Source organism: Microbacterium sp., assembly GCF_052102115.1.
GTDB lineage: Bacteria > Actinomycetota > Actinomycetes > Actinomycetales > Microbacteriaceae > Microbacterium.
In genome coordinates this window covers 1-15,464 of sequence record NZ_JBQDVP010000056.1, presented here as the reverse complement: position 1 = coordinate 15,464, position 15,464 = coordinate 1, and the positions used below count along the sequence as shown (strand labels likewise).

The following is a 15,464-nucleotide window of genomic DNA, read 5'->3' as shown; positions in this document are numbered from 1 at the left end:
AAGCCGAACCGATCACGCCGAACCCCTCACACACAAACTTCCCGACAGACCCGACGTTCGCGAATGCCTCGGGCGGCTGGGCTCCGGAGACACCGTACTGCCCGTCGAGAACGAAGAACGGTACGCCCTGGATGCCGTAGGCCTGAGCCTGCGCCTGGTCCTGGCGGACCGCGGGAAGGTACTTGTCGTTGTCCAACGCGTCGCGGGTGGAGTCGGCATCCAGCCCGACCTCGACCGCGAGCTCGACGAGGTCATCGATGCGCCCGACGTGCTTGCCCTCGGTGAAGTAGGCCGACATCAGCCGCTCTTCCATCTCGTACTGAAGGCCCTCAGCCTTCGCGTGATGCAGCAGCTCGTGAGCCTTCACTGTGTTCGTGTGCTTGAGCAGATCGAACCGGTACTCGAGACCAGCGCTCTTCGCGACGCCGGTGACGTTGTCGAGCATCTGCGTGATCTGCTCACGCGGCATGCCCTTGTGACCGGCAAGAAAGTCGATCTCGTCGCCATCGAAGTCGATCGGGGTATCGGGCGAGAGTTCGAACGAATGGAACGTGATGTTCACCTGCGGGGCGTCGTCGTCGGATGCTGTGGACGCCAGGCCTGCTTCAAGATTGCGCTTGCCGATGTAGCACCACGGGCAGGCGATGTCGGACCAGATGTCGATGTTTATTGGTTCGCTCACTCCGGGTGGAACGCCGAACGGGCCCGACGTATTCCGCGGATAGAATCTTCCGATGCTCACCGCCGACGATCCGCTGCCCTTCCCACCCGAGCGAGTGCTGATCGCCGGCGTCACCGGATCAGGGAAGACGACCCTCGCACGACGGGTCGCACAGCGTTGGAATCTCGTCCACCACGAGATCGATGCGCTGCATCATGGACCGAACTGGACGCCCCGGCCGGAGTTCCTCGACGACGTCCGCGCATTCGCCGAGACCTCGCGCTGGGTCACCGAGTGGCAGTACACCAGCAAGGGCACAGACTCGATCCTCCCGGTGCGTGCCGACCTGCTCCCCTGGCTGGACTACCCGTACCAGCTCGTCCGTCGCCGTCTCCTCCGCCGAACGCTGAAGCGCCGAGTCCTCCGCACCCGTCTGTGGAACGACAACGTCGAGCCGACGCTGTGGAGCCGCGAGGCATGGACCGGTGAGAACGACATCATGCGCTGGCAGAAGGCCACCCGTCACAAGTGGGACGAGCGGATGCCGCGCATCGAAGCCGAGTTCCCGCACCTCACGGTCGTGCGGTTGCGGCATCCGCGGGAGACGGAGCGGTGGTTGCGCGCGGCACAGTGAGATTTCGACTCGTCGCTGTGCTCCTCGCTCAATCCGTTTCGTCTCCGGCGCTCCGCGCCTCCGCTCAACGCCCGGCAATCGCGGGGCGTTGAGCGAGCGGAGCGAGACGAAACGGGGTGAGCGAGCGGAGCGAGACGAAACGGGGTGAGCGAGCGGAGCGAGACGAAGCCTCAACCTCAACCTCAACCTCAACCTCAACCTCAGGCTGGGTCCGGAGCATCCACCGCCCCGCCGAAGCGGCGGTCGCGCGACACGTAGATCCCGATCGCGCGCCAGAGCTCCTCGCGCGAGAAGTCGGGCCAGAGCGTGTCGAGGAACACCATCTCGGCATAGGCCGATTGCCACAGCAGGAAGTTCGAGGTGCGCTGCTCTCCCGACGACCGCAGGAATAAGTCGACGTCTGGCATATCCGGCACGTACAGGTTCCGGCGGATCATCTTCTCGCTGATCGCGTTCGGCTTCACGCGTCCGGCTGCCACATCAGCGGCCAGTGAGCGCACGGCATCGACGAGCTCGACCCGCCCGCCGTAGTTCACGCACATCGTCAGCGTGAGGGTGTCGTTTCCGGCGGTGAGCTTCTCGGCGTACTGCAGCTCCTTGATGACCGAGCCCCACAGCCGCGGCTTGCGGCCGGCCCATCGCACGCGCACGCCCCACTCATTGAGCTGGTCGCGGCGGCGGTGCAGCACGTCGCGGTTGTAGCCCATGAGAAAGCGCACCTCCTCGGGTGAGCGCGCCCAGTTCTCGGTCGAGAACGCGTAGACCGACAGGTGCTTCACCCCGGCTTGGATGGCACCGGCGACGACGTCGAGCAGCACCTCTTCGCCCGCCTTGTGCCCTTGGATGCGTGTCAGCCCCCGCCGGTTCGCCCACCGCCCGTTGCCGTCCATAACGATGGCGACATGCTCCGGCACCTTCGCGAACTTCGGCGGGTACAGGCCCGTCCAGTCCAGCGGACGGTACGCGACGGCATCTTTGTGGGTATACGGCTTCGGGGTCAACGGCTTCCTTCCCGATCGGAACCGGAGATGTGCGCGAGCGAGCGGATGCCGCGCTCCAGATGGAACTGCGTGTAGGCCGAGACGAGCCCGGATGCTGCGGCCGTATCCGATGCGGGAGCCGCGTCCACAGCATCCCATTCCCCGCGGATCAGCGAACGCAGAAGAGCCAGCGTCGACTCGGCCACGCGCGGGCTGCCGGCCGGCGCGCAGTTCACGCACACCAGCCCGCCCAGCTGCACGACGAAGTTCCGATGCGGACCCGGAGCGCCGCACCGGGCGCAGTCTTCCAGCGACGGCGCCCACCCCGACAGCGCCATGACCCGCAGAAGATAGGAATCGAGGATGCTGCGTGCAGCGTGTTCGCCGCGCGAAAGAGCCCGCAGTCCCCCGACGAGCAGCAGATACTGCTCTGGGGTGGCCTCGGCGTCGTTCAGGCGATCGGCCGTCTCGACCATGGCACTGGCGGAGGTGAATCGCTCGTAATGGGCGGCGATCTCGCTGCCGTACGCCCCGAGCGATTCCGCCTGCTGCACGATGTCGAGCGAACGCCCCTGGTAAAGCTGCACATCCGCCACCATGAACGGCTCCAGACGCGAGCCGAACTTCGACGAGGTGCGCCGCACACCCTTCGCGACCGCACGGATCTTGCCGTTGCGCCGCGAGAGCATGGTGACGATGCGATCCGCCTCACCGAGTTTGTGGGTGCGCAGGATCACCGCTTCGTCTCGATAGGTGGGCACTGTTCGATTATCCTCCGTCCGGGTGAGAATGGAGCCGTGACCGAACCGCTCTTCATCATTCCGTTCTGGGCCGATCTGCTCGGCGTCGGGCTCGGCGGCATCCAGGGTGCGATGTTCGCCTCCGGTTTCCAAGGCCAGCGAAGACTCGACCTGCTCGGGGTCATGATCATCGGCATCCTCATCGGAATGGGCGGAGGTCTCATCCGCGACCTCCTGCTCGGACAACCACCGGCGACGCTGCAGAACAACTGGTATCTGGTCACCGCCGCCGGTGCCGCCCTCTTCGGGATGCTCTTGGCCGGCCTCTTGAGCCGTGCGAGCGGGATCATCGTGGGCCTCGATGCGGTCGTCATCGGCATGTTCGGCGCTTTTGGCACCAGCAAGGCACTCGGACTGGGTCTGCCCGTGGTGCCCGCGGTCTTCATCGGCGTGTGCGCCGCCGTCGGCGGCAGCATCCTGCGCGACGTCATCATGGGACTGCCGGTGGCGATCATGCACGTCGGGTCGCTCTACGCGGTCGCCGCGGCTCTCGGGTGCACGGTGATCGTCAGCCTGCATGCCCTCGGCATCGGGCTCGTGATCGCGAGCGTGATCGGCATCATCGTGACGGCCATCGTGCGAGTGCTCGCGGTGATCTTCGACCTGTCTCTGCCCGAGCAGCGCCGCCTCTACCGCCGCAAGGTGGCGGCGGAGACGGCTGCCATCCCGATCGTGAAGCCCTGAGGCCGCACGATCGGGATACTGATCGTCAGACGGCCGCCAGCTCGCTCTCGCGCGTGCGGATCGCGCGATTGACGCCCGATACGATCGCCTTGAGGGATGCCGTGGAGATGTCACCGTCGATGCCGACGCCCCACAGCCGCTGGTCGTCCACCTGCAGTTCGACGTAGGCTGCGGCCTGCGCATCGCCGCCAGCGCTGAGCGCATGCTCGACGTAGTCGTACACGGTGACCTCGAAGCCCTGCCCGCGCAGCACCTCCACGAACGCGGCGATCGGCCCGTTGCCCTGCCCGGTCACGGCATGCTCGCCCTCGCCGTCTCGGACGGTGACATCGAGCATGACCTCGCCGGACATGTCGCTGCGGATCTGTGTGGCGAGCAGTTCGAAACGGCCCCACTTGGCATCGGTGTCCTCAGCGGGCAGGTACTCATCGTTGAAGATGGACCAGATCTGGTCGCTGGTGACCTCGCCGCCCTCGGTGTCGGTCTTGGACTGCACAACGCCCGAGAACTCGATCTGGAGCTTGCGGGGCAGGTCGATCGCGTGGTCGGTCTTCAGCAGGTACGCCACTCCGCCCTTGCCGGACTGCGAGTTCACGCGGATCACGGCCTCGTACGAGCGACCCAGGTCCTTCGGATCGATCGGCAGGTACGGCACCGCCCATTCGATCTCGTCGACGGTCTTGCCTTCGGTGGCCGCGCGAGCGTCCATCGCCTCGAAGCCCTTCTTGATGGCATCTTGATGCGACCCGCTGAACGCGGTGAAGACGAGGTCGCCGGCCCACGGGCTGCGCTCGGGAACGGGCAGCTGGTTGCAGTATTCGACCGTGCGCTTGACCTGATCGATGTCGCTGAAGTCGATCTGCGGGTCGATTCCCTGGGTGAACATGTTGATGCCCAGCGCCACCAGGTCGACGTTTCCGGTGCGCTCTCCGTTGCCGAACAGGCATCCCTCGATGCGGTCGGCACCGGCCATGTAGCCGAGCTCGGCAGCGGCGACGGCGGTGCCCCGGTCGTTGTGCGGGTGCAGCGACAGGATGATGTTCTCGCGGTGGTTCAGGTGGCGGCTCATCCACTCGATCGAATCGGCATAGACGTTCGGAGAAGCCATCTCGACAGTGGCGGGCAGGTTGATGATGACCTTGCGGTCCTCGGTCGGTTCGAAGATCTCGATCACCTGGTTGCAGATGTCGACGGCGAACTCCAGCTCGGTGCCCGTGTACGACTCCGGCGAGTACTCGTAGAAGACCGCGGTACCCGGCACCGTCTTCTCGTACTTGCGGCACAGCCGAGCGCCCTCGAGAGCGATGTCGATGATGCCCTGCTTGTCGGTGCGGAACACGACCTCGCGCTGCACGATGCTGGTCGAGTTGTACAGGTGCACGATGGCCTGCTTGGCGCCGGCGATCGACTCGTAGGTCCGCTCGATCAGGTGCTCGCGCGCCTGCGTCAGCACCTGGATGGTGACGTCGTCGGGGATGAGGTCCTCTTCGATCAGCTGACGTACGAAGTCGAAGTCGGTCTGGCTCGCCGAGGGGAATCCGACCTCGATCTCCTTGTAGCCCATGCTCACGAGCAGCTCGAACATGACGCGCTTGCGCTCCGGCGACATCGGGTCGATGAGGGCCTGGTTCCCGTCACGCAGGTCGACGGCGCACCAGCGGGGCGCTTCGGTGATGCGCTTGGTGGGCCAGGTGCGGTCGGGAAGGTCGACGGCGATCTGCTCGTGGAACGGCCGGTACTTGTGGATCGGCATGGCGGACGGTCGCTGGGAATTATGCATGGTGGGCTTCTTCTCTTCGTCTACTGATCGGGTCAGAATGATCGGGCCAGCACAAGCGCCGCGACGAGGAAGGCCCTAGCTGGAGGACTCGTCGCGGCAGCTAAGAAGAAGCAGACCGCCGAATGGCATGGCTTCAGCGTACACCCGCGTGCGCGACGATCGCCAAATCACGGAATGAGCGCGATCTTGCCGCCCGGGTGCCCTTCCGCGAGGAAGCGCAGTGCCTCCGGCGCCTGGCCGAGCGGATAGGTGGTCGCCATCGGTACGACGAGCAGGCCCCGCGCGGCGAGATCGATGAGACCCGCCCGCACCTCGTCGCGAAACCGCGTGCTCTCCGGCTGCGAGCCGACGATCCAGTGGACTCCCTCTGCCTGAGCCCGCGCGGCGGCGGCGATCGTGACGATGCGCGACCGGTCGGCTACCAGTTCGAGCGAGACGTCGATGGCCTCGTCGGTGCCGACGGCATCCAGACCCGCGGAGATCGGATCCTCGGTGAGCGCACGGATCCGCTCGGCGAGCCCGTCGCCGTACTCGACCGGCTCTCCGCCGAAGCGCCGAACCTCATCGAATCGGGCCCTGCTCGCGGTGCCGATCACGCGGATGCCGCGCAGCGCCGCCTGCTGCAGCACACTGACGCCGACGGCCCCGGATGCCCCGTGCAACAGAATGGTCTCCCCTGATGCGGCTCCGGTCACCGCCAGCATCTGCGCCGCGGTCGTGCCGGCGAGCAGCAGATTCGACGCCTCGGGATGCGACAGCGCGTCAGGCTTATGGAATGCCTTCTCGGCGGGGATGGTCACTTCCTCGGCGTATCCGCCACGGATGCGAAACGCGAGGATGTCGTCGCCGACCTCCACCGCGCCCGAGCCGATCGTGGTGTCGGGTCCGACGGCGGCGACGACGCCGGAAACCTCGTACCCGATCGGAACCGGCAGCTCGACGCCGTCACGCGGCGCGGCGACGTGCTTGGCATCGGCGGGGTTCACACCAGCGGCGTGCACGCGGACGGTGATCTCGCCGGGGCCGGGTGATGACGGTTCGTGTTCGACGAACTCCCAGGTGTCGGGGCTCCCCCACGATGTCGCGAGCCAGTGCTTCGCCATGTTCCACTCCTTCGGTCGGTCTCGTACTCGGTCGATCTGTTCACCCGGCCCTGCGGATGCCGGCAGCGTACTCGTCGAGCACGTCGAGGACACCGGTGTGCTGCCAGACGCGGTTGCGCGCCCATCCGGTGCGCTCGACGAGGACGCCGCGATCGGTGAGCGCGTCCAGGGCACGCGTAGCGGTGACGGCGTTCAGCCCGAGCGTCGTCTGCAGATACTTGGCGTTCACGATCGGCTGGCCGATGAGCCGAGGAAGCACCTGCCAAGCAGCGGATTGGGGCCGGAGCCCCGTCAGCTTCTCGCGGGATTCCTCGAGCTGCGCGCTGAGAGCATCGACGAGGCGCCGTCCGGTGACAGCGGCGAAGCGCGCCGCAGCGGCGAAGCGCCGGACGATGGGTCCGGCATCGCCTGCTCGGTATGCGTTCAGTGCGGAGAAGTAGCTTTCCGTGTCGACCAGCAGTCCGGTTGAGATCGGCACGGTAGTGTGCGCGGCCAGCCCCTTGTTCCGCAGCAGGGCCTGCGCCAGCGCCCGACCGGTGCGGCCATTGCCGTCGGCGAACGGATGGATCGTCTCGAACTGCGCATGAGCGACCGCGACCTGCAGGAGCGAGGTCATGTCCACACGCTGCATGAACTGGACGAGGTCATCGACTGCATTCCTCACTCGGTTGTGGTGGGGCGCGATGTACTCGGCACCGATGGGACCGGCGTCGTCACCGCCGATCCATACCGCCTCATCGCGGAATCGTCCGGCATCGCGCGATTGGAGTCGGTCTCCGCGCAACAGCTCTCGGTGCATGGCGAGGATGGTGCTCACGTCGATGTTCTCTGAGAGTCGCAGCGCGGCCTCCATGGCGCGAACGTTCCCGATCACGCTCAGGGCATTCTTCTTAGCGCCCTCATCGATCTCAGCGAGAGCCAGTTGCTTCGCCGTGGTCGTCAACTGCTCGATCTGACTGCTCGATGCGCTTTCCGTACGAAGGAGGATCGCCGACATGGGCCCGAGTGCCGGGCTGTCCGAACCGAGGTTGTGCAGTGCGTGACGGTCGAACTCGATGAGTGCGATCGATGCGTCTTCAAGATCTGCGGCATCCTCGTTGGCGACATGTGGGATCCATCCGACGATCGGCGTCGTTACGAACGACGCGTAGTCCCCCGTCTGCCGTCGCACCTGTGATCTCGAGTACATCTCGGGATGCTTCGGTGCCCAGTGCTGTTCCTCTGGAGCCTGCACCGGCACATCGATGGTGCCCGATAGCGCCTCCGGATGTGCAGTCATGTCGCAATCGTACCAACACTTCTCACTATAAGTGTTAACACAACGGAAGGTTCAGAAGCCCAATCGTCCGAGCTGCTTGGGGTCGCGCTGCCACTCCTTGGCGACCTTCACATGCAGCCCGAGGAACACACGCGTGCCCAGCAGTTCCTCGATCCCGACTCTGGCCCGCTTGCCGACGTCGGCGAGGCGCGCGCCCTTGCGCCCGATGATGATCGCTTTCTGGCTGTCGCGTTCGACGACGATCGAGGCATGCACGTCGGTGAGATCGCTGTCCTCGCGCGGTGCGATGTCGTCGACGACCACGGCGATCGAGTGCGGCAACTCGTCGCGCACACCGTCCAGTGCCGCCTCGCGGATCATCTCGGCGATGCGGTCCGAGGTCGACTCGTCCGTGACGACGCCTTCCGGGTACAGCGCGGGCCCTTCCGGCATCAGGGCGAGTATCTCGTCGGTGAGCACATCGAGTTGCTCACCGATCAGCGCGGACAGCGGGATGACGGCATCCCAGTCCTCACGCAGTGCATCGACCTCGATGAGGCGCTCGGTGATCTGGTCGCGCTGGGCGACGTCTGTCTTCGTCACGATCGCGATCTTCTTCGCGCGCGGATAGCCATCGAGCGATGCGGCGATACGCCGGTCGCCGGGGCCGATCTTCTCTGTCGCCGGCACGCAGAATCCGATGAGGTCGACGTCGCCGAGCACCTGCTCGACGAGGTCGTTCAGGCGCTCACCGAGCAACGTGCGCGGCCTGTGGATGCCGGGGGTGTCGACGATCACGAGCTGCCCGTCGGGGCGGTTCAGGATGCCGCGGATCGCCCGCCTGGTTGTCTGGGGCTTCTCGCTGGTGATGGCGATCTTCTCGCCGACGAGCGCATTGGTGAGCGTCGACTTGCCAACGTTGGGGCGTCCGACGAACGTCGCGAATCCGCTGCGGAAGTGCTCAGTCATCCTCTGTCTCCTCTGTCATCGCGACCCGCTCGACGAACACCGTGGCAATGCCGCGTCCTCGGCCGCGTGAGGCGCCACCGGTGAGCACGAGACCGTCGATCGTCGCCGTGACCCCGGGCTGCGGGATCTGATCGACGGCCTTGCCGAGCAGCCCTCCGATCGAGTCGACGTCCTCGTCCTCGAGTTCGATGCCGAACAGGTCGCCGACGTCGTCCAGCGACAGCCGCGCGCTGACGCGGAATCGTCCACCGCCCATATCGACGACTTCGGTGGGCGCGTGATCGTACTCGTCCGAGATGTCTCCGACGAGCTCTTCGATGAGGTCTTCCATGGTCACCAGGCCCGAGATCCCACCGTGCTCGTCGATGACGAGACAGACGTGCACGGCATCCTGCTTCATCTGCTGCAGAAGCGTCTCGGCACGCATCGATTCCGGCACGAACGTTGCCGGCCGTGCGATCGGCCGGATCGGCGCCTCCCGCCACGCGAGATCATCGCGATAGGCGAACTGCACGAGGTCTTTCAGATACAGCACTCCGACCACGTCATCGGCATCGTCGTCGACGACGGGCACACGGGACACGCCCCGGTTCAGGAACAGCGACATGGCCTGCTCGGTCGTGGTCTCGGCATCCACCGTCACCATCTCGGTGCGCGGCACCATCACAGCGCGGACGAACTGATCGGTGAAGTCGAACACCGAGTGGATGAGATCGCGGTCGTCCTCTTCGATGAGGTCGTTGGATGCCGCCTCATCGACCATGCTGAGCAGCTGATCCTCACTCGTGAACGAGCTGCGGCCGGTACCCGGTGTGACGCGGTTGCCGAGGACGACGAGCCCCTGCGCGAGCGGCCCCAGAATGATCCGCACGCCGCGGACGATGGATGCCGTTCCGCGAATCATCCCGTCGGCATGCTGCCGGCCGACCGTGCGCGGGCTCGCGCCCACGAGCACGAACGTGATGCCCGTCATGAGGACGGCGGCCGCGAGCATCGCCCACCAGATGTTCGAGAACAGGATCGTGAACGCCACGGTGACGAGCACCGCGGCGGTGACCTCGACGAGCACGCGGATGAATGAGACGGCATTCACGTGCGCGTCCATGTCGTTCGCTATGCGGTCGAGTGCCTCGGATCTGCTGCCATCGAGCGCCATTTCGGCGAGGTCGGCGCGGGATGTGACGCCGTAGGCGGCGTCGATGGCGGCCATGAGACCGCCGAAGGCCACCAGTAGGACGGCCGCGATCAGGAGGAGACTCTCGGTCATCGGGTGCGTTCAGCGTGCGCGAAGCCGCCGATGAGGTCCTTCTGCAGACCGAACATCTCACGCTCCTCTTCGGGCTCTGCGTGATCGAAGCCGAGCAGGTGCAGCAGCCCGTGCGTGGTCAGCAGGATCAGTTCGTCGATCAGCTCGTGGCCGGCGGCCTGAGCCTGTCCCTCGGCGACCTGCGGGCAGAGCACGATGTCGCCCAGCAGCCCGGGAGGCGTCGGGCGGTCCTCGGTCCCCGGGCGCAGCTCGTCCATGGGGAAGCTGAGCACGTCCGTCGGACCGGGCTCATCCATCCACTGCACGTGGAGGGCCTCCATGGCGGCCTCGTCGACGAGGACGATCGCGACCTCAGCATCCGGGCTGACGTGCAATTGGGCGAGGTTGAAGTCGGTGAGCCGCTGCAGCACCGTCTCGTCGACGTCGATGGCCGATTCGTTGTTGATCTCGATCATGAAGAGTGTCCTCGCTTCGGCATCCGATCCTTCGGTCCCGGCCGCGTTCCGGTGCGCCGTTCGGCCCGGTTCGCGAACTCGTGAGCCTGTTCGCGCTCATGACGCGCCGCCGTGCGCTGCTCGTCGTACTCGCTGTACGCGTCGACGATGCGGCCCACCAACGAGTGCCGAACGACGTCTTCGCTGGTCAGACGCGTGAAGTGGATGTCGTCGATGTCGTTGAGCACGCGGGTGACGAGCCGCAGACCGGATGCTCCCTGCGGCAGGTCGACCTGCGTGATGTCACCGGTGACCACCATCTTGGTGTCGAAGCCGAGACGGGTGAGGAACATCTTCATCTGCTCGGGTGTCGTGTTCTGCGCCTCGTCGAGGACCACGAAGGAGTTGTTCAACGTGCGTCCGCGCATGTACGCGAGCGGGGCGACCTCGATCGTGCCCGTCGCCATCAACCGAGGGACGACCTCGGGGTCCATCATCTCGTTGAGTGCGTCATACAGCGGCCGCAGGTACGGGTCGATCTTGTCGGTGAGCGTGCCGGGCAGGAATCCCAGCCGCTCCCCCGCCTCGACGGCCGGACGGGTGAGGATGATGCGCTCGACCTCTTTGCGCTGCAGCGCCTGGACGGCCTTGGCCATCGCGAGGTACGTCTTCCCGGTTCCGGCCGGGCCGATGCCGAACACGATCGTGTTCTCCTGCATCGCGTCGACGTACTCCTTCTGACCGGGAGTCTTTGGGCGGATGACCTTTCCACGCGTGGACAGGATCGCCTCGCCGAGCACCTCGCTCGGTCGCGGACCGCCCTCACGCCGCAGCATCCGCGCCGAGGTCGCGACGTCGGCGGGCGCGAGATCCGCACCCTCGCGGGTGATGGTGATCAGCTCCTCCACCAGTGCCTTCGCATCGGCGACGAGGGTCGGCTCACCGGTCAGCGTGACCTCATTGCCGCGGACGAGGACCTCGACTTCAGGATGCTGCTTCTCGAGCATGCGGAGCAGGCGATCCTGCGGACCGAGCAGCTGCACCATGGCGACGCCGTCCGCGTAGATGCGCTCCGTCACGGACGGGGTGTTCGAATCGTCAGAAGCCAACGAGCTTGCTCTCCTCGATGTTGCCGAGCACGTGGGCGTGCACGTGGAAGACGGTCTGGCCCGCACTGGGGCCGTTGTTGAAGATCAGACGGTACTCGCCGTTCGCGTGCTCATCGGCGAGCTGCTTGGCGACGGCGACCATCTCGGCGAGCAGCGCGGGGTCGCCCGCAGCCAGCTCTGTGACGTCGCGATACTGCTCTGTCTTGGGGATGACGAGCACGTGCAACGGCGCCTGCGGATTGATATCGCGGATTGCGAAGACCGTATCGGTATCGACCACGATCTCGCCGGGAATGTCACCGTTGAGAATGCGCGTGAAGATCGAAGGCTCGGTCATACACCTATTCTATGCGGCGCCCGGTTCCGTCGTCCCTATCCCGGTCGTTGAGCGCATCCGACCGTTGAGCGGCACCCGGTCGTTGAGCGGCACCCGGTCGTTGAGCGGCACCCGATCGTTGAGCCTCCCGGTCGTTGAGCGAGCGCAGCGAGACGAAACGGGTTGAGCGAGCGGAGCGAGTCGAAGCCTCAGCGCGGCGGGATGCCTCCGCCTCTCTTCGCCTTTCGCTGCCGCGACTGCCAGCCGACGACGGCCTCGAGCCCGCCCTCCGCGAACGCGACCCGTTTGGCATGGCTCCACCCCTGGAGTCGTTTCTCCCACGCGAACGCGTCGTCGATGCGGTCGAACTCTCCGCACCAGAACAGTTCGACGGGCAACCGGCGCTTCGTGTATTCGGCCCCCATACCGGCTCGGTGCGCCGCCAGCCGTTCGTCGAGGTTGATCGTGCTGCCGACATACAGCGTGCCGTCGCTGCAGCGAAGCATATACGCGTGAGCCATGGCTGCACGGTACTCCGCGCCTGGGGTGAGGCGTACGGGGCTGTGGAGAACGAGGCGGTGACGGGGAGGCTTCGACTCGCTCCGCTCGCTCAGCCCGTTTCGTCTCCGGCGCTCCGCGCCTCCGCTCAACGCCCCACACCGGAGACTCGGGCTCCGCGGGGCGTTGAGCGAGCGCAGCGAGACGAAACGGGGTGAGCGACCGCAGGCAGTCGAAGCCTCCGGGCCTACCAACGCCCCACACCGGAGACTCGGGCTCCGCGGGGCGTTGAGCGAGCGCAGCGAGACGAAACGGGGTGAGCGACCGCAGGGAGTCGAAGCCTCCCGGGGCTACCAGCGCCCGAGTGCCACCGAAAGCACGGCGATCGCGGCGGGGCCGGCCGTGGATGTGCGCAGCACGGTGTCGCCGAGACGCACGCGCTCTGCTCCAGCGGCCTCGAACCGCTCGAACTCCTCCGGACTGATGCCGCCCTCGGGTCCCACGATGAGCAGAAGCTCCTGCTCCGCCCCAGCATCCGCCCGCACCTCAGACAGCCGGGCCGTCGCGGTCGGATCCAGCACCAGCATCCGCGCGCCCTCCGCTCGAGCGAGCAGCTGCTTGCTCGTCACGGGTTCGGAGACCGACGGGACCCACGCTCGGTGCGCCTGCTTCGCCGCCTCGCGGACGATCGTGGCCCAGCGCTCCCTGCCCTTGACAGCTTTCGCGCCCTCCCAGCGGGAGACGCTGCGGGAAGCCTGCCACGGCACGACCTCATCCACGCCGAGTTCGCACGACGCCTGCACCGCGAGCTCGTCACGATCGCCCTTGGCGAGAGCCTGCACGAGCACGAGCCGCGCTGCCGGAGCTTCCGCCGCCGTACGAGCGGTGATCGTCACATCCACGCGCGACGCAGAGACGTCCGCCACGGTGCCCTCGAACCACACGCCGCCGCCGTCGCCGACCGTCACCGACTCCCCGACCCGCACGCGCCGGACCACGGCCGCGTGTTTGGCTTCCGGGCCCGACAGCGACACGGTGTCGCCGACCGCGGCACCGCCGCAACCGTCGACGAGGAAGTGCAGGGCCATCAGTGCCGGAACCGGTCTCGCAGCTTCGAGAAGAGCCCCTGCTGGAACTGCGCGAGCTGAGGGCCGGGCGACTTCTGCTTCTTGGCGAAGTCCTCGATCAGCGAACGCTGCGATGAGTCGAGTTTCGTCGGGGTCACCACCTGCACGCCGACACGGAGGTCGCCGCGCTGGTTGCCGCGCAGCGGTGTGATGCCGCGACCCTTGATGGTCAGGACGTCGCCGGACTGCACGCCGGGCCGGATCTCGAGATCGACATGGCCGTCCAGGCCGTCGATCGAGGTCTCCGTGCCGAGGATGGCATCTGTCATCGATACCTCGAGGGTGGCGAGCAGGTCGTCGCCGTCACGGTTGAAGGACTCGTGCGGAGACACGGTCACCTCGACGTACAGGTCGCCGTTGGGGCCGCCGGCCTGGCCGACCTCGCCGGAGCCGGGCAGCTGCAGGCGCAGGCCGGTCTCGACACCGGCGGGGATGTCCAGTGACACCGTGCGGCGTGAGCGCACGCGCCCCTGCCCGTTGCACGTTCCGCACGGATGCGGGATGACGGTGCCGTACCCCTGGCAGCTGCCGCACGGCTGCGAGGTGACGACGTTGCCGAGCAGGCTCCGCACCTGGCGCTGCACGTGTCCGGTGCCGTGGCAGATGTCGCAGGTCACCGGCTGGGTGCCCGGCTGCGTGCACGAGCCCTGACAGGTCTGGCACAGCACGGCCGTGTCGACCTCGATGTCGCGGTGAGCGCCGAACACGACGTCGCCGAGATCGAGGGTGACGCGCACGAGGGCATCCTGGCCCCGTTCCTTGCGCGAGCGCGGCCGTCCGCCCCTGGCACCGCCCTGAGCCGCGCCGAAAAACGTCTCGAAGATGTCGCCGAACCCGCCGAATCCGCCGAAATCGCCCGCGGCGCCGTCTCCGCCGCCCATGTCGTAGCGACGGCGGGAATCGTCGTCACTCAGCACGTCATAGGCGTGCGTGACGAGCTTGAACTGCTCGGCCGCATCTTCACCCGGATTCACATCGGGGTGCAGTTGACGTGCGAGCTTCCGGTACGCCTTCTTGATCTCGTCCGCCGACGCGTCTCGCGACACTCCGAGGACCTCATAGTGGTCCGCCACAATCACCTTCCTGCGTGCTTCTGCCGCGGGCCGCTCAGCGGCCCGCCTCATCTTCGTCGAGCAACCGCGACAGATAACGGGCCACAGCCCGTGCCGCCGCGAGGTTGCTCGGATAGTCCATTCGGGTCGGTCCCATCACACCGACGCGGGCCGTGCCGCCCGGTGCCATGTAATTGCTCGCGACGATGGAGGCCTCCGGGAGCCCGAACGCCTCGTTCTCGGCGCCGATGCTCGCCGCCAGCCCGTGCTCGTCGGTCACCATCTCGCTCATCAGCCGCAGCAGCGTCACCTGCTCCTCGATCGCCTCGAGAAGGGGGTGGATGCTGCCGCGGAAGTCCTGCTCGCGACGGGCGAGCGTCGCCGCCCCCGCCATCACGAGCCGCTCCTGCCGGAACTCCGCCAGTTCTTCGCGGATGATGCCGGCCAGCTGCGTGATCGCCTGCTCGATGTTCGAGCCGCCGATGCTGTCGATGAGCGACTGCACCCGATCTGTCGCCTCGCGGACGGTCTTGCCGGTGAGTAGGGAGGAAAGGCGCGCGCGCAGCACGGCCACGTCAGCATCGTCGACGTCGACCGGCAGCGCGGCGATGCGCTGCGAGACGCCGCCGGCGTCTGTCACGAGGACGACCAGCAGGCGGTTCGGGGCAAGTGCGACGAGCTCGATGTGCGTCAGGTGCGCTCGTGCGAAGGACGGGTACTGGGCGAGAGCCACCTGGCCGGTCACCTGGGTGAGCACCCGCACGGTGCGCGCCATCAGGTCGTCGAGATCGG

General features: G+C 66.7%; 17 protein-coding genes. 2 read left to right on the top strand and 15 right to left on the bottom strand.

The window, feature by feature from the left end; translation table 11 throughout:
• On the bottom strand, positions 1–682 hold a 682-nt coding region (locus tag ACTICP_RS13845), incomplete at its 3' end, for a DsbA family oxidoreductase (RefSeq protein WP_441893320.1).
• A gap of 52 nt (positions 683–734) precedes the next feature.
• Between ACTICP_RS13845 and ACTICP_RS13840 the strand changes: the two genes are divergently transcribed.
• On the top strand, positions 735–1,295 hold the full coding sequence (locus ACTICP_RS13840) for an AAA family ATPase (protein ID WP_441893316.1): 561 nt from the start codon (positions 735–737) through the stop codon (positions 1,293–1,295).
• A 200-nt stretch (positions 1,296–1,495) separates the two neighbouring features.
• Here the strand turns inward: ACTICP_RS13840 and ACTICP_RS13835 are convergent, their stop codons facing one another.
• Together ACTICP_RS13835 and recO are read right to left on the bottom strand one after the other, a co-directional pair.
• Positions 1,496–2,296, bottom strand: coding sequence for an isoprenyl transferase (locus tag ACTICP_RS13835; protein WP_441893314.1), 801 nt, complete (start codon positions 2,294–2,296; stop codon positions 1,496–1,498).
• Positions 2,293–3,036: a DNA repair protein RecO gene (recO, locus tag ACTICP_RS13830; protein WP_441893312.1), complete on the bottom strand. Its 744-nt coding sequence runs from the start codon at positions 3,034–3,036 to the stop codon at positions 2,293–2,295. Before recO ends, ACTICP_RS13835 begins: the two co-directional genes overlap by 4 nt.
• Before the next feature lie 36 nt (positions 3,037–3,072).
• Here recO and ACTICP_RS13825 point away from each other — a divergent pair, with 36 nt between their 5' ends.
• Positions 3,073–3,759, top strand: a complete 687-nt coding sequence (locus tag ACTICP_RS13825) for a trimeric intracellular cation channel family protein (RefSeq protein WP_441893310.1) — start codon at positions 3,073–3,075, stop codon at positions 3,757–3,759.
• Positions 3,760–3,784: 25 nt separating this feature from the next.
• On the opposite strand, the gene leuA is transcribed toward ACTICP_RS13825, so the two are convergent.
• The 12 genes from leuA to ACTICP_RS13765 all read right to left on the bottom strand — a co-directional run.
• Positions 3,785–5,539 (bottom strand): 2-isopropylmalate synthase, encoded by a 1,755-nt coding sequence (gene leuA, locus ACTICP_RS13820; RefSeq protein ID WP_441893308.1) that lies wholly within the window; start codon positions 5,537–5,539, stop codon positions 3,785–3,787.
• A 167-nt stretch (positions 5,540–5,706) separates the two neighbouring features.
• A complete protein-coding gene (locus tag ACTICP_RS13815; protein ID WP_441893306.1) occupies positions 5,707–6,642 on the bottom strand; it encodes a quinone oxidoreductase family protein in 936 nt (311 codons plus the stop codon).
• Positions 6,643–6,682: 40 nt separating this feature from the next.
• Positions 6,683–7,921 (bottom strand): Fic family protein, encoded by a 1,239-nt coding sequence (locus ACTICP_RS13810; protein ID WP_441893304.1) that lies wholly within the window; start codon positions 7,919–7,921, stop codon positions 6,683–6,685.
• Between the two features lie 51 nt (positions 7,922–7,972).
• Entirely contained in the window at positions 7,973–8,869 is an 897-nt protein-coding gene (gene era, locus ACTICP_RS13805; protein ID WP_441893302.1) for a GTPase Era, read from the bottom strand.
• Positions 8,862–10,136, bottom strand: coding sequence for a hemolysin family protein (locus ACTICP_RS13800; protein ID WP_441893300.1), 1,275 nt, complete (start codon positions 10,134–10,136; stop codon positions 8,862–8,864). Before ACTICP_RS13800 ends, era begins: the two co-directional genes overlap by 8 nt.
• The gene (gene ybeY, locus ACTICP_RS13795; protein WP_441893298.1) at positions 10,133–10,591 is read right to left on the bottom strand and encodes an rRNA maturation RNase YbeY; all 459 of its coding nucleotides are present in this window, start codon (positions 10,589–10,591) and stop codon (positions 10,133–10,135) included. The genes ACTICP_RS13800 and ybeY overlap by 4 nt, the downstream gene beginning before the upstream one ends.
• Complete coding sequence (locus tag ACTICP_RS13790; protein WP_441893318.1) at positions 10,588–11,616, bottom strand: PhoH family protein; 1,029 nt, start codon at positions 11,614–11,616, stop codon at positions 10,588–10,590. Before ACTICP_RS13790 ends, ybeY begins: the two co-directional genes overlap by 4 nt.
• Positions 11,617–11,668: 52 nt before the next feature.
• On the bottom strand, positions 11,669–12,016 hold the full coding sequence (locus tag ACTICP_RS13785; protein WP_441893296.1) for an HIT domain-containing protein: 348 nt from the start codon (positions 12,014–12,016) through the stop codon (positions 11,669–11,671).
• Between the two features lie 188 nt (positions 12,017–12,204).
• Entirely contained in the window at positions 12,205–12,516 is a 312-nt protein-coding gene (locus ACTICP_RS13780) for a GIY-YIG nuclease family protein (RefSeq protein WP_441893294.1), read from the bottom strand.
• 327 nt (positions 12,517–12,843) lie between these two features.
• The gene (locus tag ACTICP_RS13775; protein WP_441893292.1) at positions 12,844–13,581 is read right to left on the bottom strand and encodes a 16S rRNA (uracil(1498)-N(3))-methyltransferase; all 738 of its coding nucleotides are present in this window, start codon (positions 13,579–13,581) and stop codon (positions 12,844–12,846) included.
• Complete coding sequence (gene dnaJ, locus ACTICP_RS13770; protein WP_441893290.1) at positions 13,581–14,693, bottom strand: molecular chaperone DnaJ; 1,113 nt, start codon at positions 14,691–14,693, stop codon at positions 13,581–13,583. The genes ACTICP_RS13775 and dnaJ overlap by 1 nt, the downstream gene beginning before the upstream one ends.
• Before the next feature lie 34 nt (positions 14,694–14,727).
• Positions 14,728–15,464 (bottom strand): heat-inducible transcriptional repressor HrcA (locus ACTICP_RS13765; RefSeq protein ID WP_441893288.1); only part of this gene is annotated, 737 nt, incomplete at its 5' end.